Source organism: Haliscomenobacter sp. (assembly GCF_033763495.1).
In the GTDB taxonomy this organism is placed as follows: Bacteria; Bacteroidota; Bacteroidia; order Chitinophagales; family Saprospiraceae; genus Haliscomenobacter.
The window spans coordinates 1-25,799 of record NZ_JANRKL010000207.1; the positions used below are offsets into that span (position 1 = coordinate 1).

A 25,799-nucleotide genomic window follows, 5' to 3' on the forward strand; every position below is an offset into this window, starting at 1 on the left:
TGGCCAAAAAACTTCAAAACAAACTCGACAATCCCGAACTTTTGAACCTCGCAATCTTGAAAAGACAGGCGCAACGGCTTGCAGACAAAATTAGGTATTACATCAAAATTTAATCTGACAAAGTAGAATTAGGTGGTGAAAAAGAAAAAGCTTGTGCGACAAGAATTTTTCACCACCTAAGAAACCCAAGAAACTGTAGATACACCACAGGAAGAGCGACATTTTTTGCGCAATTTCTCACCGCGCTTCCACAATCGTCCGAAAAGTCAAATTCACCCGTGGACTCCCCACCGTTTTAGTCGGCGGCAAACGATGCAACCAGTACGTCTGCGTCGTCCCCTTCATCACCAGCAAACTGCCGTGCTCCAGCAGAACCCCGATCGTTTCTTTGCTCGACTTGTGTTTGAACGCAAACTTGCGCTCCGCCCCAAAACTCAAAGAACCAATCGCCCCATCCTTTTTTAAATCCTTTTCCCCATCGCTGTGCCAGGCCATACCTTCTTCACCACTGTGGTAGAGGTTGAGCAGACAGGAATTGTAGGTTTCGCCCGTTTTTTCTTCGGTGATTTTTTTCAGTTCCAGCAACTCGGGCGTCCAGGGCAAGGCGCGTTTGGTAATTTTGGAATAAGTGTATTCAAAATCTGTCTCAGCGTACCAGGCTACCTTGCGCTTGGTAGTGATCAATTTGCCAAACATCAGGGCTTCATCGTTGCGCCATTCGATCTTGTGCAGCAATTGCTGGTAGTACAGATCGGCCTCCTCCTTGGAGAAGATTTGGCCATAATAATTGACAATCCCGTCTTGTGGTAGCAGGTTGATGGTCGCATCTGCAAGATTACTGAACAAGTCCATGTTTCCATTTTTGGTATTCATTCCTCATACAATGTCCGCAAGGACGGAAGCCACTTTCGATGGCGTCTTCTACGGAGGCAAAAAAGACGCGGTTGGCCCGTTTCATTCTTTTGCCCGAGGCACAATGCAAGGTACCGTATATTTTTAATTGTTTGTTGCCGCCCAAAACGATGGCCTTACTGCGGATAGCCCGCCTCAATTCGGCGTCGTTGACGCATTCATGAAACAGCATCGGCCTCAATTTGTTTGCGTTTTTGCTCCTTCCCATCCAATCATCGCAGTTTTGCGCGTAGGCCCCCACATGTAGCCCCCAAAGGTTCCCGTTGATTGAATCACGCGGTGGCAAGGAATCAAAAAGGCCACCGGATTGCTGCCAATGGCGGTGCCAACGGCGCGCGAAGCATTTGGGTTGCCAATTTTTTGGGCGATGGCGCCATAGGTGGCCAGTTGCCCCATGGGGATTTTGAGCAGGGTTTCCCACACTTTGAGTTGGAAGTCGGTGCCTTTGAGGTGCAACTTGATTTCATGCAACTTGCTCCAGTCATTTTGAAAAATGAACAGGGCATTTTGCTGAATCATGTCCAGTTTACGGCTGAATTGTGCGTGGGGAAAATGCGCCTGAAGCGCCGCAAAGGCAGTGGGTTCGTCTTCATAAAAGCCCATGAAACAAACCCCTTTGACGGTCGAGGCCACGATCAGATTGCCAAAGGGGCTTTCGGCAAAACTGTAATTGATGTCCAGATTTTTTGCGCCGTTTTTGTACTCCGCAGGCGTCATGCCTTCGATGTTGATGAAGAGGTCGTGGAGCCTGCTGGTGCCCGAAAGCCCGGTTTCATAAGCGGTATCAAACAGGGTCGCCTGTTCTTCTTTCAAGAGTTTTTTGGCGTGCTGCACGCTGATGTACTGCAAAAACTTCTTCGGACTCGTCCCCGCCCAGTCGCTAAACAAACGCTGAAAATGAAAAGGGCTTAGGTGTACCTTCTCGGCTACTTCGTCCAGATTGGGCTGGTCTTTGAAGTGGGTGCGGATGTAGTCAATTGCCTCGGCAATGCGGGTGTAGTTGAGTTGATCTTGTGTGTTCATCGTTGGTGCCTTTTACGATACAAAGATCGTGGGAATGGGGCTGGGATAAAATCCGAAACTTGCGGAGGTTGTGGGGATGTTCATTTGAGTGACGTGAATTTTGAATTTTTCCCTTGAATACCAGGGTGTTAATAAGTTTTTTAAACAATTTATCTCGCATTTTAAATTAAACATATTTTACCGCAGAGTTTCGCTGAGTACCCACCGAGTTTCGCTGAGTTTAGGCCACCTTCGGTGGCAAAACTCCTAAAAACTAAAAACTCTGTGAAACTCGGTGGGTACTCAGCGAAACTCTGCGGTAAAATAATTCAAAGCTCACATTTGAGTAAGAATTTTTAGTTGATTTTTCCCAAAAACCAATCGTAGCCATAAATCCCTTTGTACTCTATCGGAACACTTTTTAGCCGAATTTCTTGCACGTCATCAGCGTCATATGGCTCTGTCGCTGATTTTAGATATTGCCCTTTTCGTTTTTCATCGGGGAAAATGTATTCGAGGGTGTCAATATTGAAACCATCCCAATGAAATTTGTATAAGTAAGTTGCTCCAGGATGACCATAGCCAACTCCTCTGACCATTTTTTCTTTGGCTGAAAAGGTGGGATTAATGAATTCATACCCTTTTGAAAATTTATTAGCATTTTTTTCAAGCAAATAAACATCATAAAAGTTCTTTAAGCAGCAACCAATGCTACCGTACCAATTGATGAGAAAATCTGGCTGTTGGTCACCATTTACATCTTGAATGGTATCAGAAACATATTCTAACCCGCCCTGCTCATAAAATAACGCGAGCATAGGTTTTTCCTTCGAAATGCTATAGATATTTAAAAAAACATCCATTTCACTTTTTCTTCGAATTATGATATGGCGCTGTTCGCTCGAAAATAAATGCCCAATCTCGATACTTGTGGAGATATTAGCAAAACCCTTGATTTTGGTTTCAAATGTTTCAATGAAATTCGGTGAGTTGATGTTTTGTTGTGCAAGATTTAAAGCCTTTTCTAATGCTCTCTCTTGATTTAAACTGTATATATCTGTACTTGCCTCATTTTGGATGTGCTCTTCTTTTTTGTCTACAGAGGTTGCCGAAATGTGATCCTGAACAGCCCTTTTACCACAAGAACAATTGGTGATAATTACAAACCCGGTTATGGCCAATAACTTCAATCCGTTAACCATTGTATAGATATTTTTCAGGCATTCAAATGCAATTAGGCACCTTGTTTAAACGCTCTTAAGCTCCCTGAATAGTTCTTTTTTACAAAACAAATCTATGCAGTTAGGCACAAAAAAGCTACTGCCACCGTGCGATCTCCAAATTTCCCCAAAATCCTTAACTTACCACCCGAAAAGAAGATGAAAGCCCTGCCCCTTTCATCTTTCATCTTTCATCTTTCATCTTTAATTAATGCAGTACACCGAGTCTTTCCTTCGCGAGTTAGAAAAACTCAATCCTGCCCAGCGTTCCGCCGTTGAGCAGATTGAAGGGCCGGTGATGGTGATTGCGGGGCCGGGCACTGGGAAGACGCATATTTTGGCCTCGCGGATTGGTAAAATCCTGATCGAAACCGATACCCAGGCGCAAAACATCCTTTGCCTCACCTTTACCGATGCCGGGGTGACCGCCATGCGCGAGCGCCTGTTGCAACTCATCGGGCCAGATGGGCACCGGGTACACATTTATACCTTCCACTCCTTTTGCAACGCGGTCATCCAGGACAACCTCGAATTGTTTGGCCGCCAGGATTTGGAGCCATTGGGGGATTTGGAAAAGGTGGATCTCATCCGTGGCTTGCTGGACCAATTGGACGTAGAGCACCCGCTCAAACGTGGCCAAAGCGACATCTACTTCTACGAAACCCACCTACAGGATTTTTTCCAGCGCTGCAAAATGGAAGACTGGACTGCCGAGTACGTCATCCAGCAAATCGATGCCTGGCTAGCCAGCCTACCCGAACGCCCCGAATACCGTTACCAGCGCAACCAGGGTGCTATGCGCAAGGGCGACCTGAAGGAAGCCAAAATCAAGGAAGAGCAAATCCGCATGCAACGCCTGCGTGCCGCCGCCGAACTCTACCCACGTTACGAAGCCGCCAAACAAGCCGCCCGCCGCTACGATTATCAGGACATGATCCTTTGGGTGCTCCGCGCCTTTGAAACCCACGACTACCTCCTGCGCAGCTACCAGGAACGTTACCTCTACGTGTTGGTCGACGAGTACCAGGACACCAACGGTTCCCAAAACGAAATCCTGCTGCAATTGATCAACTACTGGGAGACCCCCAACGTGTTTTTGGTGGGCGACGACGACCAGTCGATTTTTGAATTCCAGGGTGCCCGCCTCAAGAACCTCACGGACTTTTATACCCGCTACGAAAAGGATTTACACACGGTGGTGCTGGCGGAAAATTACCGTTCTGTCCAGCCTTTTTTGGATAGTGCCGGGCAACTCATCCAGCACAATCAACTGCGGGTTATCCAGCAATTGCAGGCACTGGGTTTGAATAAAAACCTCAAAGCTGCAGCCGCCAAAGGACAAAACCTGCCCCACATCGTAGAATACCCCAATCGCATCAGCGAAGAAAGTGACATCGTGCGGCAGATCGAGGAGCTGCAAAAAAGTGGCATTCCACTTCAGGAAATCGCGGTGATCTACGCCCAGCATCGTCAGGTACGCAATTTGCTGGGTCTATTGGAAAAAAAAGGCATCCCTTACCTCACCCGGCGGGATGTGAACATCCTGGAACTGCCACTGATCCAACGGCTGCGCAACTTGTTGGACTACCTGCACCACGAAACCTTGCAGCCGCATTCGGGGGAACAGAAGTTGTTTCAAATCCTGCACGCACAGTTTTTGGGCATTCCACCCGTGGAACTGGCGCGGTTGAGTACCCACCTGTCGCGCTTCCCTACCGATGCCCGCCCGCCCTGGCGCGAGCTGCTGCTGGATCAAGGTGCCCTGGCGGAACTGAATCTGGAACATGCCAATACCCTGAGCAACTTCGCCATTTTGCTGGAGGAACTCATCTCGGATAGTTTGAATGAACCCTTGCCGGTTTTATTGGAAAAATTGCTGAATCGCTCGGGCTTTTTGCAATTCATCCTGGCGCAGCCCAATCACGCCTGGCAAATCCAGGTGCTGCACACCTTTTTCCAATATGTGCGGGAAGAATGCCAACGCCAACCCCACTACAGCCTCAGCGAACTGCTGCACAACCTGCACCGCATGGAGGCCAACCGCCTGCCCTTGGCCCTGAGCCGCCTGAGCGACGATCAGGTGGGGGTACAACTCCTCACGGCGCATGGCGCGAAGGGCTTGGAGTTCAAGGCTGTCTTTATGTTGGATTGTGTAAAAGACTACTGGGAGCCTTCCAATGGGCGCAACAGTTACCGTTTTTCCTTGCCGGAAACTTTGACGTATTCGGGGGAAGAGGATGCCACGGAGGCGCGTCGCCGCTTGTTTTATGTGGCGATGACCCGGGCCAAAAGCTTCCTGCACCTGTCTTACGCCCGGCAGGACGATACGGAGAAAGAATTGCAACGGGCCTTGTACATCGACGAGTTGTTGAGCACCGAGGTGCTGAGTTTGGAACAAAAGGTGCTGCCCGCTGCGGATATCCTGGGTACTCAGTTGCTGCGCTTGCAGGAACAGGAAAAGCCAAAAATTGCCCCTCAGGATCGGGGCATGGTGGAGGCGCTGCTACGCGATTTCCGTATGAGCATCTCGGCCTTGAATACCTTTTTGAATTGCCCCCTGGCTTATTATTACGAGTACATCCTGAAGGTGCCGGGCTTGCACAATGAGGCCACGGCATACGGCACTGCGGTACACAATACTTTGCAACGATTGTTTTTGCGCATGTTGGCCTCCCCACAACGGCTCTTCCCCTCAGAAAAAGAACTGCTCTACTTCTTCGAACAGGAACTGAACCGCCAACGCCAACAACTCTCCAACGCCTCCTTCGAGCGCCGCCTGGAACTGGGCAAACGCCAACTGAGCCGCTACTACAACTATTACTACGGCCGCTGGCACAAACGAGTGAAGGTGGAATACACCATCCGCCAGGTGGAGGTCGACGGGGTACCGCTCACGGGCACCATCGACAAAATTGAATACTACGACCAGCTCCGCGTGGGCATCATCGACTATAAAACGGGTAGCCACGATACCAGCAAACTGCGCCGACCCAGCGATACCAACCCCCACGGCGGCAGCTACTGGCGGCAACTGCTTTTTTACAAACTGCTTTTTGAACATTTCGACCGCTCGTCCCGCCGGGTCACCTTCGGCGAAATCGCTTACCTGGACCCTACGCCGGATGGGCAATTCCCAGTGGTACAATTGAGCTACACTGCGGATGATACAGCCTTTATGCGGCAAATGATCCGGGAAGCCTACACGAAAATCCGCAAGCAGGAGTTTTATGAGGGCTGCGGGAAGCCGAATTGTGCCTGGTGTAATTTTGTGAAACGGGAAGGGGGCGTGGATCGAATTGAAAGGGTTGTGGTGGGGGAGTTGGATGATGAGGGGTAGGGGGGGCTAATGACCAAATCTATACTTTGCTAAATCTATCTATTTTTACCTGCATTTAGCAGAGTATAAATTTGTATACTTTGCTAAATCTATCTATTTTTAACCACATTTAGCAGAGTATAAGTCGAAATTATGCAACAACTCATTGGCAGAATCGAGGAGCAAAAATCATTAAAAAACCTGCTGCAATCACCAGAAGCAGAGTTGGTTGCGATAACGGGTCGGCGGCGTGTTGGCAAAACGTTTTTAGTGACGCAGTGTTACCAAACTCAAATTGTTTTTGATCTGGTGGGTATACAGGATGGAGCTTTGAATGTACAATTGCAAAACTTTGCTGACCAGTTTTCGGCGTATTCACAAAGTGAGCACCCGATTAGTACGCCCCAAAGTTGGGCCGAAGCCTTTAAGATTTTGCGCAATTTTCTCCAAAAAAGACTCTCATCAACCGAAAAGAAAGTTGTATTTTTTGATGAACTGCCCTGGCTGGCCACCCAAAAATCAAGTTTTTTACAAGCTTTCGGGTATTTTTGGAACAGTTGGGCTTCTCGTCAGAATTTAATCATTGTGATTTGTGGCTCTGCCGCCTCGTGGATGATTCAGCGCATTGTGAACGACACAGGTGGTTTGCACAATCGCATCACCAAACGCCTGCACCTGGAGCCTTTCACCCTGAGCGAAACCGAAGCTTACTTAAAAACGCGCCATCATTCCTTTAGCCGCTACCAAATCACCGAATTGTACATGGCAATGGGTGGCATTCCTCATTATTTAAAAGAACTCAATTCAGCATACAGCATTGTTCAAAATATTGACCGCATTTGTTTTGCCAAACAGGGCTTGCTGAGCGATGAATTCAATCGGCTTTATTTTTCGCTATTTACGCATGCAGAAAGACACATCCAAGTGGTGCGTACTTTGGCCAGCAAAAAACAAGGCATGACGCGTAGCGAATTGGCACAGCAGGCCAAATTAGAAGCAAGTGGTGGTTTGACTAAGGTGTTGAATGATTTAATCCAATCCGGTTTTGTTGCTGAGTATTACCCTTTTGACAAAAAGAAAAAAGATAAAATTTATCGGGTCTGCGATGAGTATTCCTTATTTTATCTTCAGTTTGTGGAGCAAAATCGTTTTCAAGGGGGCAATATCTGGCAGCATTTGAGCCAAACTGCGGGCTATAAAACCTGGACGGGTTATGCCTTTGAAAACATCTGCCTTAAACACATTGAGCGCATCAAACAAGCGATGAGTATAGCGGGGATTTACAGTCGGGCAGCATCGTTTTACAAAAAAAGCACCAACACTGAGCAAGGCCTGCAGATTGATCTCGTCCTCGAACGCAATGACCATACGATCAACCTGTTTGAAGTCAAATTTTACAACCAGGTTTTTACCCTGAGTAAAGAATATGCCGATCACCTACGTCAAGTGATGGGGCGTTTTCAAGAGCTTACGGCTACTAAAAAACACGTAGCCTGGGTGTTAATCTCCACTTTTGGCCTGGCAGAGAATATGCATTCGCGGGGTTTGGTGAGTCAGTCTTTGAGTTTGGATGATTTGTTTTGAGACGACTAAATTGTAGCTATTTCACTCCATAAAAATTTTATTTCGATAGATGATCCCCTAACTCAAGAATTGCAGCCCTTATTTTTATTTTCTGTATTTCGATTTCTTCTGGCTTCGCAGTTCCCAACCTTTCCTGTCTTTCTAGTTCATTGAGTCTGGCTTTTTGAAGAATAACTTCTTTTTCAAGTTTTGAGTCATCTTGAGTTTCATGTTCAGCTAATTCTAATGCTTCTTTTAACCTGTTTTCAATAATTAGAGCATTTAGATTACCTATAAATGCTTTTTTAGATTTGGGAGTATTTTGACTAGATGCAGCTATTTCTAAGGATAGCATCCTTTCTAATGTTTCCATTCTAACTCTATCAAGGATATTTTTTAAAGCTGCTACAGGAAATTTAAAACATTGAATTTCAATATTAAAGTACTGTTTAAGTAGATATGATGCATCATAATTTATGATCTGAATGAAACCCGTTGACTCCTTTCCTAGTGCTTCAATTTCGGATATACTGTTCCTTAATCTGGTTTCATTAATAAATGAATATTTAGGGTCGTTAAGAATCAATGGATTCCCGAACTTGTCGTAATAAATTCCTGCAACAGTTCGATATTGGGGTACTTCATCTTTGTCAGTCATTTCTGGATTTGTACTGAAATACCCATGAAGTTCTAACTTCAACCATTTTATAAGTTCCTTTTGATTTAATTTCTTCGCAATCAAAATTGCTTTTGGGAGTAAATCACTGATTTTATGTCCAGAACTCAACTTGTCTATTAATTCTTCAAGTTCTACTTTCATCTACATTGTTTTCGACCTTATAAATATTGCTGATTGCTTGCATGTTGTGATTGTTCGTAGGGCAATTTAAGGTGTTTTGGGCAAGAATCAAAGTGGTAAGCTGCAGTTTGTTTTTTACCCTGGCGATCTTGAATAAAGCAGCGGAGTCTAAGGAAACGACCAGCGGCAGCGCCGCAAAACGTCATTAGGGAAAATGGTAAGATGTTAGGTCAAAGGTGCAGCACCGGAACCCACTAAATGGATCTTGATATCATTGAAGAATCTTCCGGTGCGCACCTTTATTCAACATTTGCACATCACCTCTATCGACGTTTCGCGGCTATGCCGCTGGTCGTAAGCCTGGAATTTGGGCAATGAGTACAAAAATCGAATGCCCCAATTCCCCCCTTTCCTCCAGAAAAGTGTATCACGCCCCATTTTTTCGTACGAAAAAATGTAAAAGCCCCATGCCATGCTGGGAAATGCCCACCTGAAAGCCTTCAAGCGCCATTCGTACTTCGATGAGCCGTTTTCGAGCACAAGACTGGATGATGAACATCCCACGCTACGGGATTGTTGGAATCTAAACCGAATGAACATTTAAGCGATGAATCGACACAAAACGCTACTGTTGCTGGTACTTTACGGGATCAGCACTTGTCTTTTTGCCCAAGACAAAATCAATGCCTTTTACATTGGGCATAGCTTGTCCGATCAGATTCCGGATATGGTTGCTTCCCTGTCCAATCAGGCTAAACCGGGCAGCTTCAACTGGACCTATCAGGGCATACCCGGCGCACCATTGCGCTGGCAGTGGCAACGCAAAACGGCCAGGGATTACACCCCCATCCCTCCACATTATCACGGCTTTTACGACAACTCATTTGGATTGTCCACGGGCAAATTTGATGTGCTGGTGCTGACAGAAAGTGTACCCAGGTACCAACGAATCATTGATGAGACCTACCAGTATGCCGACAGTTTTTATGTGTACGCTACCCGGGCCAATCCCAATATCCAGGTGTACTTGTACGAAGATTGGCATTGCCTGGATAGCGGCACACCTACTGGCTGTGACTACGACGTAAATGCAGCAAAATGGCGGCAGCGCCTCAGTGATGATCTGCCCATGTGGGAAAGTGTAGTGAGTTATTTGAACAACAAATACAAACCCCGCAAGCCTGTTTGTATGATCCCGGCGGCACAAGGTTTGGCTCGTTTGTACGATCTGATTCCCAGTGGCGCCTTGCCAGGGATTGGCAAAATTGATGACCTGTTCAGCGATCGCATCCATTTGAATGACGTGGGGAAATATTTCGTTGCTTGTGTGCATTACGCGGCCATTCACCGCAAAAGCCCGGAAGGTTTGGGGAACCAACTTCAGGTATGGTGGGGTGGAAATTTTACTGCACCATCACCCGCTTTGGCCGCTAAAATGCAAAGCATCGCCTGGGAAACGGTGAAAAACTACCCAAAAAATTGCTTCAATCAAACGACGGTGGCAGTGAATTCTCCCCAAATAGGTGCCGTTCCCCTGGAAATTTGGCCCAATCCAGCGAGCGATCAAGCCGAGCTGCGTGGATTGCCTGCTGGCGAATTTTACCACTTATACAATGGCTTGGGGCAGGTTGTCTACCATGGCAAGGACAAAATGCTGGATGTAAGCAGGTTGGAACCGGGGCTTTATGTGCTTCGCTCCAGGTACGGGAGTGTACGGTTGGTGAAGCAATGATAGGAAGGGGGATAGCAGTGATTTCAACCTGGTTTTTTACAAACTAACCTCACCTACCGAAACCAATCATTATCCCTCGTCTCCTTTTCCCGCTCCGATTTCGTTTTCAAAAACGCATCGCGGTTCAAAAAGAACTGTTCCTGGTTGTAAGTCGGGTCATTCTCCCAGGAGGGAATTTCCCGATGCTCATCCCGTTCAATGGAGTTTTTGAACACAAAGGAAGCAAATACCCCAACTACTGCGCCCAACAAATGGCTTTCCCAACTCACGCCTTCCTGGCCGGGGAAAACGCCATAAATCATCGAGCCGTAATAAAAACCTACGATCAGGGCGAGGGCGATCGATTTGAGGTTGCGGCGGAAAATGCCATTGAATACCACAAACGCGGCCAAACCATAAATCACCCCGCTGGCACCAATATGGAATACCGGGCGGCCGAATACCCATACCGCAGCCCCAGTGAGCAAATAGATCAGCGAGATGCTGGAGATGGCCACCGAGCGGTAAAAAAACAGCACCATTGCGCTCAGCACAAACAAGGGCGGGGTATTGGACAACAAGTGTGGAAAATCGGCGTGGATCAGGGGCGCAGTGATGATGCCCGGCAATCCAAAGGTCTCCCGGGGGTAAATGCCCCAACTGCCCAGATTCAAATGTAAAATGCTCTGGGCAAAATGGATCAGCCAAATGCCCACCACAAATTTAAAGGGAAGCGAAAGGCTTTCGTATACGCGCTGCTGGACTACTTTTTTTGATGACATGATTTCCTGTTTTCAAATGACATTATGAACAGAAGCTGCATTATGCAGATTTTAACGGATAGATGCAAGGAAAAGTTTTTGGGCATAGCCCGTTCGGGATTTTGGATCAAAAAGGGATTTCAATAGACGACTTTAGCATTTCACTGACAAAATCTTAAGCTTTTCTTTTCACCTCCAAAATGAGAATTGTCGTTTTTAAGTCTAATCAACCCATTCTCCTCACCAATCTGAGTACATGGCTCCATGCTTTACCCTTATTCCATTGTTTGATTCACCCGGTAAAAAAGGAAATTATGTCAAGGGTAACTTATTTAGCAGTGCTCATGCTGTTGGGTTTGTGGGCTTGTACCCCCGATGCAGACGACAGTTTGACGACTACTCCAGCCGAACCCGATGATTGTTTGGTCAAAGCTTCGGCGACCAGTGGAGCCATCATTGTGGATACCTATATCGTAGTGATGAAAGAAGGTAGCCTGCGCAGCAGTGCCAGTGCGGCATCAGTACAAGCCCAAGCCGAAGACCTGATGCAACGCTACAGCAGCACACAGGAAGAAAACATCGAAAGTAGTTTTCACGGTGCTGCCATCGATGGCTTTGTGGCCCAACTCAGTGAAGCCACCGTTCAACGTTTGCAAAATGACCCTGCCGTTGATTTTGTTGAGCCCGACCGCATTCTGGGGCTTTGTGCCTGTGTAGAACTGGTGAGTGCCCGGCAGGTGGTGTGGAATGTGCGCAAAACGGGCTACGGCAACGGCCTCAATTTCAGCGATAAAACCGTCTGGATCATCGATTCTGGCGTCGATTTGGACCATCCCGACCTCAACATTGATATTGAACGCAGCCAATCCTTTGTTTCTGGCGAAACCACGGTGGATGATGTGAACGGACACGGCACCCACGTGGCGGGTATCATCGGGGCACTTAATAACAACCTGGGGGTTTTGGGCGTCGCTTCGGGTGCCCACATGGTGGCACTCAAAGTTTTGGACAAAGACGGTGAAGGCCGGGTTTCGGATATCTTGCGCGCCGTGACTTATGCCAGTCAGAATGGCCAGGCGGGCGATGTGGTCAACATGAGTCTGGGGGGCGAAGGCACCTCTCTGGCCTTGGAACGCGAAATCCGCGCTGCTGCCGAAAAGGGTATTCTATTTGCCATTGCCGCCGGGAATGAGGGGGAAGCTGCTTCGGCATATTCGCCTGCCCGGATCAACCACAGCAACGTTTTTACAGTATCGGCGGTAGATAGTACGGATACTTTTGCCAGTTTTTCCAATTTTGGCAATGATGTGGTGGATGTGGCGGCTTATGGGGTGCGGATTACTTCTACCTGGTTGAATGGGCGGTATGCGATTGCTTCGGGTACTTCGGCGGCAGCGCCACATGTGGCGGCCTTGTTGCTGATTCGAGGGGTGGGGATACCAAGGCGAGGAACGGCGAAAAATGACCCGGATGGGGTGGCTGATCCTATTGCGAGAGAATGACTCGCTCCTGAAGTGCCCCTTCAGTGCCTTAGGTTTCTTAGGTGGTGAAGAAAAAAATTTTTCACCACCTAAGAAACTAAAGGCACCGAAGAGGCACCTCAGGAGTTATTTTCTTTGAGTTCGTACCCTGATTTTAAAAGCCTCCTGCGGATTTTTCACCAACATCAAATCAAGTTCTTTTTCCGAAAAACCCCGCTCCCGCAAAACCGGCAAAAGGTGCGTAAAAATCAATGTATACGGCTGAAAGCGCCCACCGCCCGGCACCCCATGCGTATACCAACCCGCATCGTGCGACAGCAAAACCCGCTGCAAACAACCCGCCGCCCTCAATCCCTCAATGGCCTTGACATAACTCATCAAAGCCGTAGAATCCCTGCCTCGTTCAGCAGGATCCACCCAACCCAGGCCATCCAACGAAATCCAGGCTCCTTTTTTGGCAAGGGCAATCCGCGTAGGGTCGGTGCCTTGCTGCGCGTGTGTCCATACCCAGGCATTGAGCGCTACGCCAGCTTGCTCCAGGATTTCTACTTGCCGTAAAGCCAATGCATCAGGGCCTGTATGGGCCACAATCGTCAGGCCGCTACGCAAATGGGTGAGTGCTGCAGCGCGTACAATTTTGGCATCAATCTCGGAAAGGGTTGATTCTCCATCCACGCCAATTTTGATGAAACCGGGCCGAATTGAAGTGCCGTCAATGCCGTTTTTGAATTCATCCAGCCAGCGTTCGGCAATTTGTTCCACTGATTCAGTATAGGCGCTGGCTGGAATGTGATTGTCCCAACGTGCCCCATAATACCCCGTATTGCTCAAAAACTGTAGCCCGGTACTATCCGCCAAACGCGCCAGCAATCTGGGGTTGCGGCCTATGAATTTAGGGGTGCATTCCAGGATGGTTTTGACTCCATATTTTTGGACTGCCCGCAAGTAGGGGAGGATGACCGCTACTGCTGAGTCGTTGTTCCAAAGTTCGGGTCGAGTTTTTTCGGCTCCTGACCAATCGAGAAACACGTGCTCGTGGATGAGGGTAAGGCCCATTTTTTCAGGGGAAATGCTACCAGCAATGGTTTGGATTTTTTGTGCATTCAGCACAAATCCACTTTGGAGGAAAAGCAGAATAAACAAGACAACGCGACTGGACATGGTGAAATTTTTACGTTTGGATGATAGATATTATGCCAAATTGCATCATTTTTTTAGAATCGTTCAACCATACTGGAAACTTTTTGCCCCTATTTTTGGCTTTTGATCAAAACTACTTTAAGCAATGGACACCATCCTGGAACAACTCCACGCCACCCGGCAGGCGGCCCGCAAACTGAATCAACTCAGCAATGCGGACATCAATACCATCCTCAATCGCCTGGCCGATGCCTGTGTTGCCCAAACGCCCACCCTTTTAGCCGCCAATCAACAAGACCTGGATCGTATGGACCCCGCCGATCCCAAGTACGATCGCCTTTTGTTGAATCCCCAACGCCTCCAGGACATTGCCAACGACATTCGTAAAGTAGCTCAATTGCCTTCACCGCTGGGGCGGGTATTGGAAGGAAAAACCTTGCCCAATGGCCTGGAGATCAAAAAAATCGCGGTGCCCATGGGTCTGATTGGCATCGTATACGAGTCCCGGCCCAATGTGACCTTTGATGTGTTTGCTCTTTGCCTCAAATCGGGGAATGCCGCAGTATTGAAAGGTAGCCGTGATGCCCATTTTTCCAACCTGGCCATTGTTGAACTGATCAAAAACATCCTGGCTGATTATCAATTGGAACAAACGGTGTACTTCGCCCCCAGCGAGCGGGAAGCCCTTCTGCCGATTCTGACCGCCAACCAATACATTGACCTGGTGATTCCCCGGGGCAGCCAGGGGCTGATCGATTTTGTACGCAAAAACGCTACGGTGCCTGTAATCGAAACCGGGGCGGGGATTGTCCATACCTATTTTGATGCCAGCGGAGACCTGGCCAAAGGCAGTGCCATCGTAAACAATGCCAAAACCCGGCGGGTCAGTGTATGCAATGCCTTGGACACTTTGATCATCCACGAAGCCCGTTTGGGAGATTTAGCTGCCTTGGTGCAACCTTTGGCCGCAAGCCAGGTGGAATTGTTTGCAGACGAAGCGGCACTGGCGCAACTGGAAGGTCATTACCCTGCGGAATTGTTGTCCCTGGCCGGTGAGGAGCATTTTGGGACCGAGTTTTTGTCCTACAAAATGTCGGTAAAAACGGTGGCCAACCTGCAAGCTGCCTTGGACCACATCGATCAGTACTCTTCTCGACATAGCGAAACCATTGTAGCGGAAGATCCCGAGGTACAAGCGCAATTTTTGCGCGATGTGGACGCGGCGGTGGTTTACACCAATGCTTCTACTGCCTTTACGGATGGTGCCCAATTTGGAATGGGTGCAGAAATTGGCATCAGTACGCAAAAATTACATGCTCGTGGGCCGATGGCTTTGCCGGAATTGACCAGTTACAAGTGGGTGGTGAAAGGGGATGGGCATATTCGGGCGTAGGTTCAATCAGATCTTAGGTTCAGCGCTGCGCTGGTACAAGTCTCCAGACTTGTACCATTATCGGCACGTCTCTGACGTGTTTTTTCCCAGTGTTTCCGCGTTGATCGTGCGTCAGAGATGCGGAAATAATGGGTTCAAGTCAGAGACTTGAACCAGCGAGCCCTACCTTAGGTGTTTACTTTAGTGCCTTAGGATTCTTAGGTGGTTAAATCCTTTTTTCTTCACCACCTAAGAAACTTAAGGCACTAAAGCTACACCTAAGCAGCGACAAGGTGAAAAAGTACCTTATCTTGTTTTCTTTTCCTAGGTAGCCCATCAAATTTTTACCATGCAAAATCCCTTCCTTACCGCCGAGTGGCGTCGCCTTCTAATGTTCAATTACGCTGTTGACCCAGCGGTATTGGTGCCATACATGCCAGCCGGAGTGGAACTGGATTTGTGGAATGATACCTGCTACGTCAGTTTGGTCGGATTCCGTTTTGTGAATACCAAGGTGCTGGGTATGGGTTTCCCGGGGCATCGCCATTTCCCAGAAATCAACCTGCGTTTTTATGTACGCTACCAAGACCCGGAATTGGGTTGGAAAAGGGGCGTAGTATTCGTTCGCGAGTTGGTGCCTGTACCCACCATCACCTGGGTAGCCAATACCCTCTACCGCGAACGCTACAAAACGGTACCCATGCAGTACCAATGGAACGAAACGCCCGAGCAACTACAAGTGCAATATTCCTGGACGCAAAAAGGCCGACAGCACCAATTTTCTGCCACAGCCCAGGCTCAAGGTGTGGATTTGGTGCCCGGCAGCGAAGCCGAATTTATTACTGAGCATTACTGGGGCTATGCTCGCTGGGATGCACAACAGACAATGGAATACGCGGTGGAGCACCCGCGCTGGCAAACCTATGCGGTACAAACTTTTGATTGTGGCATCGATTTTGGCGATGCCTATGGTGCGGAATTTGCCTTTTTAAATAGCCTCGAACCCAAATCGGTGTTTTTGGCCGAAGGCTCGGAAATAGCTGTAGGTAAAGGGAGTTTATTGAAAAAATAGTGGGCTTGAATTTTTTTTGAAAAAAACTGCGCAAACGAGCGTAAGAAACAAACGGCTTTGGAGATGAGTAGATGAAGCCTACTTATCAGGCTTTAAGAACAGAAGCTCACTTGGCCAGAACGAGGTCTTTTTGAGCTACTTTTCGGCTATTTTTTCGTCCGTAGCGCTGCTACGCACTCAAAAATAAGCCTCAATTAGTTCAAAAATCCCTTCGTTCTGCCTCAAGCAGCTTCTGTTCTTAAAGCCTATTTCGTCCAAATTTTTAATTCTATGAACATGAAAAAGATCCAAAGCCGTTTGATGTGGACATTGTTGAGTGTCCTTTTCCTGAGTTTCTCGGGCCAATTGTTTTCCCAAAATCAACCAACTGTAACCAATACCGCTACTGCCAATGGTTTTGCGGTGAAAAAACAAGTCAGCAACTCTACCGTACCTTCGGGCGTCGTTTTTACCTACACCATTTTTTACACCATTCCAGCTGGTGCCACCAGCATTGCCATCACCGATCAGGTGCCAAGTAGTTTGGTGATTGATGGAGTGATTCCCGGTTCCGGTTGTGGTACGCCAGTGGTAAGTGTGAGTGGCAACCTGGTCACCTACAGCCTCGCCTCGGTAAGCTCCGGTTGTAGCGGCACTTTCCAAATCAACGTTCACTTCCCGGCGGGCACCACTTGCCCCGGCACAACCGCGCGCAACCAGATATGCCTGGAAGCCAAAAACCAATCCAAAATATGCACCGAATTTATCTCTACGACCGCTACTGCAAATAATCCCTTTGCCGTAAGTAAGGGAGTAACAGGTTTGTCCTGGAACCCTCAAAACAACGGCTGCCAATACATCATGGCGCTCGGTGGCAATGTCACTTACAACCTGATCGTGTACAAAGCGAGCCCTTACCAAGGCAACGACGATGGCCAAATCAACCTGAACAGCGCCGTTGTAACTGATGTACTACCTGCTGGCGCAACCTTGGTATCCAGCACTTGTGGCATCACCCAAAGTGGCAACACCCTTACCTGGAATGTGGGTAACCTCAACGCCGCCAACCCCTGGGTGTATCAGGTTTGTCAAGTGACGGTGAATTACCCGGCTGCTTCCTTTCCCGTAAATACTCAAATTCCCAATACCGCTACCCTTTCTGGCACCAATGTTTGTAACCAACAGTTCAGCGCCACCAGCAACACCACTTGTGTACAGGTAGCCGCGCCCATCAGTTCTGGCACTTTTAGCAAAGGTTTGTATCTTAACAACAAAATGCCCGGCTGTCAAGGCATTTACTACCTGACCACCTGCAACAATGGCAATACCCCACTTACTTTTTCGATTCAGGACGTTTTGCCCGCCGGAGTTACCGTTAACTCAATTGTATTCAATGCTTCTGCTCCAGTTACTGCCACCGCTACTTTGGCCAATAGTTCGGTTTCTACCATTGCCAGCAGCCAAACGGGGAACATCAACTGGACCGCCCCGATCAGCAGCCCGGTTGCAAGTTTGAATTTTAGCCAAACTGGCCTGGCCGCTTCCGCTTGTTTACAAATCCAGATTTACTTCACCATCAATGCCAACGTCGCACCCAATACGACAATTACCAACTGCGCCAGTTTGACATCAAGCCAAATTTCTAATCAACAAAGCTGCGTGAGTTTTGTAACTTCTACTCCAGCACCAGATTTGTGCTTGTACAAAGAAATTTGCAGCCCACAGGTGGCTTACCAACCCGGAAATACCTTCCGCTATCGTTTGCGGGTGCAGAACATCGGTTCCCAAAATGCCACGAACTTCAACCTCAGTGACATCCTTGATCCCAGTCTGGCCTATGTCGGCAACCAAATTGCCTATTCCAGCAACAATTACAATCCTGCCTGCGGTGGGGTAGGAGCGACCCCCTGGGCAATCAGCAGCCCTAGTGTAAGTGGCCAAACCCTGAACTGGAACAACCTGAATATCGCCGCTGAATGCCAGGACTTTTACTACGCCAATTGTGGGGTGTACGGCACCCAGGGTGTGACTTTTTACTTCATCGAATTTGATGTACAAGTATCGGCCGACGCAGCGAGTGGCATTGTTCCCAATACCTTCAAAGGTTCTGGTGGCAACCTACCCGTAGGTGAAACCTCCAACGTGGTGTACACCATCATCAACGTAACCCACGGCACCGAGTTGACCAAAGAAATCAGCAAAGACAACGTGACCTGGGCAAACAGCACAACGACCACTGCTGGTGGCAACCTTTGGTACCGTTTGAACCTCAAAAACACTGGCACCGGCCCATTGTACGATGTACGTAAGGTTGACCTGCTGCCCATGAATGACGGCACCAATGACTGGAGAGTGATGAACCGCTCCTTGACCCGTGGCTCGCAGTTTGGCGTGAGCAACCCAACTGGTTACGCTTATGCAGTTGTGGCTACACCTCCGGCAACGGGTACCGCAGGCACCATGGCCGGCAACAACCTGAGCATCCTGAACTCGATGGGCATCAACATCGGTAGTACTGCCGACGCCTGGCCTTTCACCGGATCCGGCAACAATGTTGGCATCGGCTACGGCGCGGCTTATGGCCTGATCAGTGGAGGTACCTTGCGCTCCAGCTTCAAAGTGACTACAGCGGCCAATGCCCAAACCAACCAGCAAGCCTGCAACGATTTTGTGTCCCGTGGTTCGGGCAAATACATCATCAACGGCAACCTGACTTATACCCCGCTGACTCCGGCTGCTTCCAACACCGTTTGTGCTTCAGTGGTATCCAGTGGATGTTGTGAAAAAACGACCTTGCAAGCGATTCAGGGCAAGTGCTGCCTGAAACTGGTAACGCCTTGTGAAGTCAAACTGATTCAAGTCACAGTACAAGGTGGAGTGATCAGTAGCGCCAACTGGAACTGCGCCGCGAGCCTAGGTGCTTATCAGGGCCAAAGCAACTTCAACTTTATCCCCAATGGTTGTGCACCAACGATGGATATGTGTTTTGACGCCAGCCCCAACAATACCACCGGAAGTATGGTGGTCATGTTCAGCATCACGTTTGCCAATGGTGAGCAGTGCTTCAAAGAAATCAAACTGGATGGTTGCAAACCACAAAAACCTAGTGATTGCTGCGGCGAATGGGACTTGAAGTTCAAGAGCTCTCATTTCAAAAAGACGGGCATTTTCACTTACACCAATCCTTCGACCAAGCCAATTTGCTCGGTGAATATTTTGGCGGCGGCTGGTTTGAGTGCCGGAAGTTACACTGTGGATGGTGGCTTTGCTCAGCCGATGACTAGTAACAGCCTGATTACCTTGAGCCCTCCTGCCTACAATAGCCTGGTATTTTGGATGAGCGCAAGTGTGGTCTATAACAGCAACATCGTGTTGCAAGTGAATTACTGCGATGGCACTTTCTGCCGCGATACCCTGAAATGGAAGGGCAACATCATCAACCACGATGTGCCTACGCTGAGCCATGCCATCCAGTCTAAATTGTACGCAGTGCGTTTGCAAGCAGATCCAAACTCAAAGTACCACAGCGAAATTGCCGCCATGGCCGTGAGTCTGGATCAAGCCGATCCTGGTACTGGTCGCTTGTCTTCTGCACCCTACATTTTTGCTGCGAATGCTGGCAAAATTGAAGGTGAAGGCCTGCGCGATGATCAAAACTGTGCAGTCAGCACTTCGATGGGGACAGATTATGTGTACAGTAGCTTCCCATCCGTTGAAGATCTGGAATACTGTGGAACGGCCATCGAAAAAGGCATCTCTCTGGTGATTGCTGATAACAGTGGTGCCAAAACCGCGCCTACCTTGCTGATCACTTACTTCGATGGGGAAGGCAATATCCTCAGCACCCGCAAGTTCAGCAACTACATCAGCGGCGACATCAGCACTTCAGCAGTCGATCTTAAGAACAACGAAACGGACTTCGTACAACTGAGTGTATACCCCAACCCGGCTAAAGAACAAGCTACTTTGACTTATGCTTTGGGACGCTCTCGCACCTTGAAAATTGACCTTTACGATTTGAATGGCAAATTGGTTCAAACCCTGGATCAAGGGCAACAAACCGAAGGTTTCCACAAATTGAATGTGAATACGAGCACTTTGCCAGCAGGCATGTACCTAATCCGCTTGTTGAGCGATGGATTGGTGCAGACGCAAAGGTTGAGTGTGGTGAAATAACCCATGATAACCCACGAACCCACGAATGAATTCATGGGGTAGGCTGGGTTGGGACGAAAAACCCTTCGGGGTGGATAGGTAGGTAAATTGATCCCGCAGCGCGAGGGGCGCTGCGGGATTTTTTAGTTTAACCATTACTGAACCAAGTAAATGGTTGGCTAGCTAGGAGGACCGTGTCAGGTAAGAATTTTGGTTTATGTTTATTACTTTGTGTTAATAACTCAACGCTGCGAAGCTGCTTGCTGCGTAATGTGTGTTACTAATGAAGCGTTATGCTAACTTGTTGTAAGCCTTGCTCTTTTGGTTTTATTGGCGTTGTTGCTAAAGTCTTTTCCTATTTGATCACGGCTCTGATTTTTTCCCAAAGTGCATCATCAAAACCGGATACAGCAAAATTGGGATTTGTAGGGTCTGATGCTTCACCCATTCTTATGACCACCATTTTTTTACTCGGAACCACATAAATGCGTTGATCATTGGCGCCCATGGCAGCGTACATATCCGCTGGTGCATTTGGCACTAAATATCCTGGATAGACGGTTTGTTCGCCAGGAATCATAAAACTCGCTTTCCCGTTTAGCCACCATAAGTACCCATAAGAAGGATTGATGTTTTGAGAGGTGGAAATGCTTTCGTTAAAAAATGCCTCATTGATGATTTGTTCACCATTCCATTTTCCTTTATTCAAAGCCAAAAGGCCAAATCTTGCCATACTTTTTGTGGTACTGTGGTAAACCGTGAAAATTGTCCCAAAATTCCAATATCCGTCCATTCCTATTTTGTGCTTCAATTTTTCATTGAAATAGGGTTCAAAGGATTTCTTGCTTGACTTGGCAACTACATCTGTCAATTTCTGGAAAACATTACTATAAGCCCATCTGGTTCCTGCATCAGCGACATAGGTCAAATTTGATTTAATCACATATTGCTTTGTGTCATCATTACCTGAGGTCATTGTTAGCAAATGTCTTACAGTGATTAAATTTTCTTTTGGCAATGGCATACTCGTCCATGCTGTTCCCAGATAATCAGATGCTTTGTTGTTAATATTCAGCAATCCTTCTTGTTGCGCAATTCCAGTAGTTGTGGCTACCAAGGTTTTTCCAGCACTATTCCATTCCCAGTTACTGCTTGCCGAGTGTCCATCGAAATACTCTTCCATTACAATTCTGCCATTGACAAGAATCATAAATGATTTTGTATTTTTTTGAACAAGGAAATTTTTTAATGCTTGAACAGCATTTTGGTCCCAACCCAAACTTGAAAGGGATTTGGTTTCCCAAGAAGAATTTGTGTTGGAAGGAAAATACATAGATTCAGTTGGTGCTGGTTGGACATTAGCATCGTCTTTACTGCAACTTACAACGGATAAAAAAAGCATCAAAAAACAAGCCCAATTTTTCATGATTAATTTTTTGCATTGGACTTGTTTTTTGTCAAATGGTTTAAACTATTTCTGTCCATTAGACCATCAGAACAACATCGGTGCAAATAGGCTCAAATAAGTCCGCCAATTCGCCCAGGTATGTCCACCCCCGTTTTCAAAATACTCATGCTTGATTCCGGTCTTATTCAGCATATCCAAAAGGCGTTTATTGGATTCCATAACAAAGTCATCTTTTCCGCAGGCGACCCAGTATTTGTTGAAGCCCGCCTTTTTAAGCGCCATAAATTTGGCCTCTTGATCCGGGCTTGGCTGAAAAATCCCGCTGCTAAACACCCCGATGTACCCAAACACCTCCGGATATTCAATGGATGCAGTGATGGTATGCATGCCCCCCATCGATAGGCCAGCAACCGCCCGGCTTTCCTTGGCGGCTTTTACGCGGTAATTTTTTTCAATGTAGGGAATGACATCCTTGACCAGGCTCCCTTCAAATAGTCCTGCGTATTTCATAAATGTTTCACGAGTCATTACGGGTGCGTTGGGTGCAGTACGCAGAGATGAGGTCTGAAAAGCATTTCCATTGGTCATCACCACAAGCATTGGCTTGGCTTTGCCCTGGGCAATGAGGTTATCCAGGATATAGTTTGCCCGTCCCAAGGAAGTCCAGGCATCTTCATCTCCACCGCCGCCGTGCAAGAGGTACAATACAGGATATTTATCCTTGCTGCTATCGTATCCGGGCGGCGTATACACGTACATCCTGCGAGTAAGGTTGAGCGAAGGGGAGTTGTACCACACTTGTGATAAGGAGCCATGAGCAACATCATTCACCTCAAACAATTTTGAACCCTCGCCAGGTACAAGGAGCATGCTTGCATAACGAACCCCATCCCGCAGTGCATGGGCATTTTTGGGGTCAATGGTACTTACACTATCAATAAAAAAATTGTAGTGGTACATACTGGGCTCCAGCGGACCAACGGTGACAGACCATACATTATCTGCACCCTTGATCAATGGAGTGGTCTGGCCAAATCCCATCCAGCTTCCATTGATCGTAACCGACTGGGCCTTCGAGGAATGAACTTTAAAGGTTACTTTGTTACCTGCCTCCACTACAGGGGAGTTGAATTGTGGGCCACGTTGTTGGCCAAGTTCCTGAGCCATTATCAAGCTACAGGTAAGCAAGGAGAGCAGAAGCAAACTGATTTTTTTCATGACGACGATCATTTTGTAGGATTGTAAACAACAAAGGTGGGAAGAAATATAGTTTTCTGCGAGCCCCTAATTGTTTGATCCATCGACTATTTTGCCTGATTTATCTAATATCCCTTGAATTGAATTTTTTAATTGAGAAAACAGGGAGCCTGATAAAGACTTTTCATGTTTATAGCTTTCCAAAAAAACTGGAAAAATGCCTTGGAGAAAATGTAAACTTAACTTTTATTTTTGTTCCCAGCTTTTACCCAACCATAAAACCGGAAGTATGAAAAACCTGCTACCTTTTTTTACGCTGCTGCTCTTCCTTTTGGGTCAAACTTTTTCCCTATCTGCCCAATCCTACGTGCCCATCGCCCAAGAATCCAAAATAAAGGTCAAACCTGTCATCGCCCTGCAAGCCTATGGCTTTCCATTGGAAGATGTACGTCTGTTACCCGGCAGTCCATTTTACAATGCAATGGAAAAAGATGCGGCTTATTTGCTCAAAATAGAGTCCGATCGCCTTTTGCATCGTTTTTATGCCAATGCAGGTTTGCCTACCAAAGCTCCAGTGTACGGCGGTTGGGAAAGTGAAGGCCTGTCGGGGCATACCCTCGGCCATTACCTGTCCGCTTGCGCATTGATGTATGCGGGCAGCAAAGATGAAAAATACAAGGAGCGAGTCACTTATCTGGTGCAGGAACTGGCGCGTTGTCAGGAGGCTCGCAAAACGGGTTACGTGGGGGCTATTCCGAAGGAAGACAGCATTTTTGCTCAGGTGGCGCGTGGAGACATCCGTTCCTCCGGCTTCGACCTCAACGGAGGCTGGTCGCCCTGGTACACCATCCATAAAGTGATGGCGGGTTTGGCCGATGCCTACCTGTACACCAACAATAACCAGGCCTTGCAAGTGCTCAAAGGTATGTCAGACTGGACGGGATCAGTGGTCAACAAACTCGACGATGCCCAACGCCAAAAAATGCTCAAGTGTGAATATGGCGGCATGAATGAAATCCTGGCCAACGTGTATGCTTTTACGGGCGAAAAAAAGTACCTCGACCTCTCCTACAAATTCTTCGATGACTTTGTGATGGAACCCCTTTCCAAAAAAATCGACCCACTGCCTGGCAAACATTCCAATACCAACGTACCCAAAGCCATCGGCAGTGCCCGCCAGTACCAGCTGACTGGCAATACCCGGGATCAAACCATTGCCTCCTTTTTTTGGGAAACGATGGTGCACAAGCACAGCTACGTCATTGGTGGCAACAGCAACTACGAATACTGTGGGGAAGCAGGCAAACTCAACGACCGCCTCAGCGACAATACCTGCGAAACCTGCAATACCTACAACATGCTCAAGCTGACCCGGCAACTCTTTTGCCAGGAGCCTACAGCTGAGTTGGCCAATTATTACGAGCGGGCTTTGTACAACCATATTTTGGCTTCACAAAACCCGGAAACGGGCATGATGACTTACTTTGTCCCTTTGCGGATGGGTAGCAAAAAGGAGTTCAGCGACGAATTCCGCACCTTCACCTGCTGTGTGGGCAGTGGGATGGAAAACCACGTCAAATACAACGAGAGCATTTATTACCACAGCGCTGACGGCCAAGGCCTTTACCTCAACCTGTTCATTCCTTCCGAATTGAATTGGCAGGCCAAAGGAATGACCGTTCGCCAAGAGACCAACTATCCACAAAGTGGGAAAGTAAGCGTCAAGTTTAGTGGCAAAAAAGCCCAGAAATTCAGTCTGCATCTGCGCCGCCCCTGGTGGATGAACGCCAACTGGCAACTTAAAATAAATGGCAAACCCGTCGAAGCCATTGCCCAAGCCAATGGGTATTACAGCATCAGCCGCAAGTGGAAAAACGGCGATGTGCTCGAACTGGACATGCCCATGCAACTCTACACCGAAAGTATGCCCGACAATCCCAACCGTATTGCCTTCCTCTATGGACCCATCGTTTTGGCGGGTCAATTGGGCAACAAAATGCCCGACCCCTTGTATGGCACCCCCGTGATTTTGAGCGCCGAGCGCAAAGCGGATCAATTGGTACAGCCCGAAGACCTTGCTACTTTGAAGTTTCAGTTGAGCCCGGCGGTAGCCAAACCCCTTGCACCAGTGTTGATCCCATTTTTCCAAAGCAATAAAGAATATTACAGCGTATACTGGGATTATTTCACCCCCGAACAATGGACGGCTCGCCAGGCCGAATACGAAGCAGAAAAACAACGCCAACAAAAAATCGAAGCTCAAACCCTCGACAATTTCCGCATCGGCGAAATGCAACCCGAACGCGACCACAAACTGGAAGCCAGTGAGCGCTCCTATGTAAGTGATGCCCTGGGGGTCAATGGCCGGGAAGCGCGCACCGGGCACTATTTTGCTTTTGAAATGAAGGTACAGACCAGTGGTAAAAACCGCCTGCTGTTCACCTACATCGGCGACGACAAAGACCGCAAGTTCGACATTAAGGTAAATGGGCAATTGCTGCTCACCGAAACCTTGACGGGTGGGCAAACCGGGCGTTTTTACGATCGGGAGTATGCGATACCCGCCGAAATGTTGACCACCGGGGATAAAATTGTGGTGCGGGTAGAAGCCAATTACGGAAAAACGGCGGGCAGGGTCTTTGGGGCCAGGATATTGCGGGATTGATTTTTTAAACCTGATTTAGGTGGATTTCCAAAGATTTTGTACTCTT

17 protein-coding genes are annotated in these 25,799 nt (G+C 47.9%); 8 read left to right on the plus strand and 9 right to left on the minus strand.

Translation table 11 applies throughout. The annotated features are described in order from the left end of the window. Positions 1–237 precede the first annotated feature (237 nt). The 4 genes from SFV55_RS24130 to SFV55_RS24145 form a co-directional block, all read right to left on the minus strand. Positions 238–852 carry an alpha-ketoglutarate-dependent dioxygenase AlkB gene (locus tag SFV55_RS24130; RefSeq protein WP_320032133.1) on the minus strand — a complete coding sequence of 205 codons (615 nt, stop codon included), beginning with the start codon at positions 850–852 and terminating at the stop codon, positions 238–240. After that, positions 836–1,084, minus strand: a complete 249-nt coding sequence (locus SFV55_RS24135) for an Ada metal-binding domain-containing protein (protein WP_320032134.1) — start codon at positions 1,082–1,084, stop codon at positions 836–838. The genes SFV55_RS24130 and SFV55_RS24135 overlap by 17 nt, the downstream gene beginning before the upstream one ends. A 5-nt stretch (positions 1,085–1,089) precedes the next feature. Then, a complete protein-coding gene (locus SFV55_RS24140; RefSeq protein ID WP_320032135.1) occupies positions 1,090–1,935 on the minus strand; it encodes a methylated-DNA--[protein]-cysteine S-methyltransferase in 846 nt (281 codons plus the stop codon). A gap of 335 nt (positions 1,936–2,270) precedes the next feature. Continuing rightward, entirely contained in the window at positions 2,271–3,116 is an 846-nt protein-coding gene (locus SFV55_RS24145; protein WP_320032136.1) for a hypothetical protein, read from the minus strand. 229 nt (positions 3,117–3,345) lie between these two features. Between SFV55_RS24145 and SFV55_RS24150 the strand changes: the two genes are divergently transcribed. Further along, positions 3,346–6,471 carry an ATP-dependent DNA helicase gene (locus SFV55_RS24150; protein WP_320032137.1) on the plus strand — a complete coding sequence of 1,042 codons (3,126 nt, stop codon included), beginning with the start codon at positions 3,346–3,348 and terminating at the stop codon, positions 6,469–6,471. 132 nt (positions 6,472–6,603) lie between these two features. After that, positions 6,604–8,034, plus strand: coding sequence for an ATP-binding protein (locus SFV55_RS24155; RefSeq protein WP_320032138.1), 1,431 nt, complete (start codon positions 6,604–6,606; stop codon positions 8,032–8,034). A gap of 37 nt (positions 8,035–8,071) precedes the next feature. Here the strand turns inward: SFV55_RS24155 and SFV55_RS24160 are convergent, their stop codons facing one another. Continuing rightward, on the minus strand, positions 8,072–8,833 hold the full coding sequence (locus tag SFV55_RS24160) for a hypothetical protein (RefSeq protein WP_320032139.1): 762 nt from the start codon (positions 8,831–8,833) through the stop codon (positions 8,072–8,074). 586 nt (positions 8,834–9,419) lie between these two features. Here SFV55_RS24160 and SFV55_RS24165 point away from each other — a divergent pair. Then, the gene (locus tag SFV55_RS24165) at positions 9,420–10,544 is read left to right on the plus strand and encodes a hypothetical protein (protein WP_320032140.1); all 1,125 of its coding nucleotides are present in this window, start codon (positions 9,420–9,422) and stop codon (positions 10,542–10,544) included. 53 nt (positions 10,545–10,597) lie between these two features. On the opposite strand, the gene SFV55_RS24170 is transcribed toward SFV55_RS24165, so the two are convergent. After that, the gene (locus SFV55_RS24170; protein WP_320032141.1) at positions 10,598–11,305 is read right to left on the minus strand and encodes a rhomboid family intramembrane serine protease; all 708 of its coding nucleotides are present in this window, start codon (positions 11,303–11,305) and stop codon (positions 10,598–10,600) included. Between the two features lie 293 nt (positions 11,306–11,598). On the opposite strand from SFV55_RS24170, the gene SFV55_RS24175 reads away from it, so the two are divergent. Then, entirely contained in the window at positions 11,599–12,786 is a 1,188-nt protein-coding gene (locus tag SFV55_RS24175) for a S8 family serine peptidase (RefSeq protein WP_320032142.1), read from the plus strand. A gap of 105 nt (positions 12,787–12,891) precedes the next feature. On the opposite strand, the gene SFV55_RS24180 is transcribed toward SFV55_RS24175, so the two are convergent. Then, a complete protein-coding gene (locus SFV55_RS24180) occupies positions 12,892–13,926 on the minus strand; it encodes a hypothetical protein (protein WP_320032143.1) in 1,035 nt (344 codons plus the stop codon). A gap of 124 nt (positions 13,927–14,050) precedes the next feature. Between SFV55_RS24180 and SFV55_RS24185 the strand changes: the two genes are divergently transcribed. The 3 genes from SFV55_RS24185 (at position 14,051) to SFV55_RS24195 (ending at position 20,504) form a co-directional block, all read left to right on the plus strand. Beyond that, a complete protein-coding gene (locus SFV55_RS24185; protein WP_320032144.1) occupies positions 14,051–15,298 on the plus strand; it encodes a glutamate-5-semialdehyde dehydrogenase in 1,248 nt (415 codons plus the stop codon). Between the two features lie 328 nt (positions 15,299–15,626). Then, a complete protein-coding gene (locus tag SFV55_RS24190; RefSeq protein WP_320032145.1) occupies positions 15,627–16,349 on the plus strand; it encodes a DUF2071 domain-containing protein in 723 nt (240 codons plus the stop codon). A gap of 276 nt (positions 16,350–16,625) precedes the next feature. Continuing rightward, a complete protein-coding gene (locus SFV55_RS24195; RefSeq protein WP_320032146.1) occupies positions 16,626–20,504 on the plus strand; it encodes a T9SS type A sorting domain-containing protein in 3,879 nt (1,292 codons plus the stop codon). A gap of 334 nt (positions 20,505–20,838) precedes the next feature. Here SFV55_RS24195 and SFV55_RS24200 read toward each other — a convergent pair whose 3' ends face one another. After that, on the minus strand, positions 20,839–21,909 hold the full coding sequence (locus SFV55_RS24200) for a serine hydrolase (protein WP_320032147.1): 1,071 nt from the start codon (positions 21,907–21,909) through the stop codon (positions 20,839–20,841). 66 nt (positions 21,910–21,975) lie between these two features. After that, the gene (locus SFV55_RS24205; RefSeq protein WP_320032148.1) at positions 21,976–23,109 is read right to left on the minus strand and encodes an esterase; all 1,134 of its coding nucleotides are present in this window, start codon (positions 23,107–23,109) and stop codon (positions 21,976–21,978) included. 268 nt (positions 23,110–23,377) lie between these two features. Between SFV55_RS24205 and SFV55_RS24210 the strand changes: the two genes are divergently transcribed. Continuing rightward, positions 23,378–25,753, plus strand: a complete 2,376-nt coding sequence (locus SFV55_RS24210; protein WP_320032149.1) for a beta-L-arabinofuranosidase domain-containing protein — start codon at positions 23,378–23,380, stop codon at positions 25,751–25,753. The last annotated feature ends 46 nt before the right edge of the window (positions 25,754–25,799 follow it).

Coding starts and splice junctions, on each gene's coding strand:
- SFV55_RS24180 (WP_320032143.1), bottom strand. CDS start 13,926: ATGTCCAGTCGCGTTGTCTTGTTTATTCTGCTTTTCCTCCAAAGTGGA.
- SFV55_RS24130 (WP_320032133.1), bottom strand. CDS start 852: ATGGACTTGTTCAGTAATCTTGCAGATGCGACCATCAACCTGCTACCA.
- SFV55_RS24210 (WP_320032149.1), top strand. CDS start 23,378: ATGAAAAACCTGCTACCTTTTTTTACGCTGCTGCTCTTCCTTTTGGGT.
- SFV55_RS24150 (WP_320032137.1), top strand. CDS start 3,346: ATGCAGTACACCGAGTCTTTCCTTCGCGAGTTAGAAAAACTCAATCCT.
- SFV55_RS24195 (WP_320032146.1), top strand. CDS start 16,626: ATGAAAAAGATCCAAAGCCGTTTGATGTGGACATTGTTGAGTGTCCTT.
- SFV55_RS24185 (WP_320032144.1), top strand. CDS start 14,051: ATGGACACCATCCTGGAACAACTCCACGCCACCCGGCAGGCGGCCCGC.
- SFV55_RS24175 (WP_320032142.1), top strand. CDS start 11,599: ATGTCAAGGGTAACTTATTTAGCAGTGCTCATGCTGTTGGGTTTGTGG.
- SFV55_RS24160 (WP_320032139.1), bottom strand. CDS start 8,833: ATGAAAGTAGAACTTGAAGAATTAATAGACAAGTTGAGTTCTGGACAT.
- SFV55_RS24135 (WP_320032134.1), bottom strand. CDS start 1,084: ATGCTGTTTCATGAATGCGTCAACGACGCCGAATTGAGGCGGGCTATC.
- SFV55_RS24145 (WP_320032136.1), bottom strand. CDS start 3,116: ATGGTTAACGGATTGAAGTTATTGGCCATAACCGGGTTTGTAATTATC.
- SFV55_RS24190 (WP_320032145.1), top strand. CDS start 15,627: ATGCAAAATCCCTTCCTTACCGCCGAGTGGCGTCGCCTTCTAATGTTC.
- SFV55_RS24170 (WP_320032141.1), bottom strand. CDS start 11,305: ATGTCATCAAAAAAAGTAGTCCAGCAGCGCGTATACGAAAGCCTTTCG.
- SFV55_RS24200 (WP_320032147.1), bottom strand. CDS start 21,909: ATGAAAAATTGGGCTTGTTTTTTGATGCTTTTTTTATCCGTTGTAAGT.
- SFV55_RS24140 (WP_320032135.1), bottom strand. CDS start 1,935: ATGAACACACAAGATCAACTCAACTACACCCGCATTGCCGAGGCAATT.
- SFV55_RS24165 (WP_320032140.1), top strand. CDS start 9,420: ATGAATCGACACAAAACGCTACTGTTGCTGGTACTTTACGGGATCAGC.
- SFV55_RS24155 (WP_320032138.1), top strand. CDS start 6,604: ATGCAACAACTCATTGGCAGAATCGAGGAGCAAAAATCATTAAAAAAC.
- SFV55_RS24205 (WP_320032148.1), bottom strand. CDS start 23,109: ATGAAAAAAATCAGTTTGCTTCTGCTCTCCTTGCTTACCTGTAGCTTG.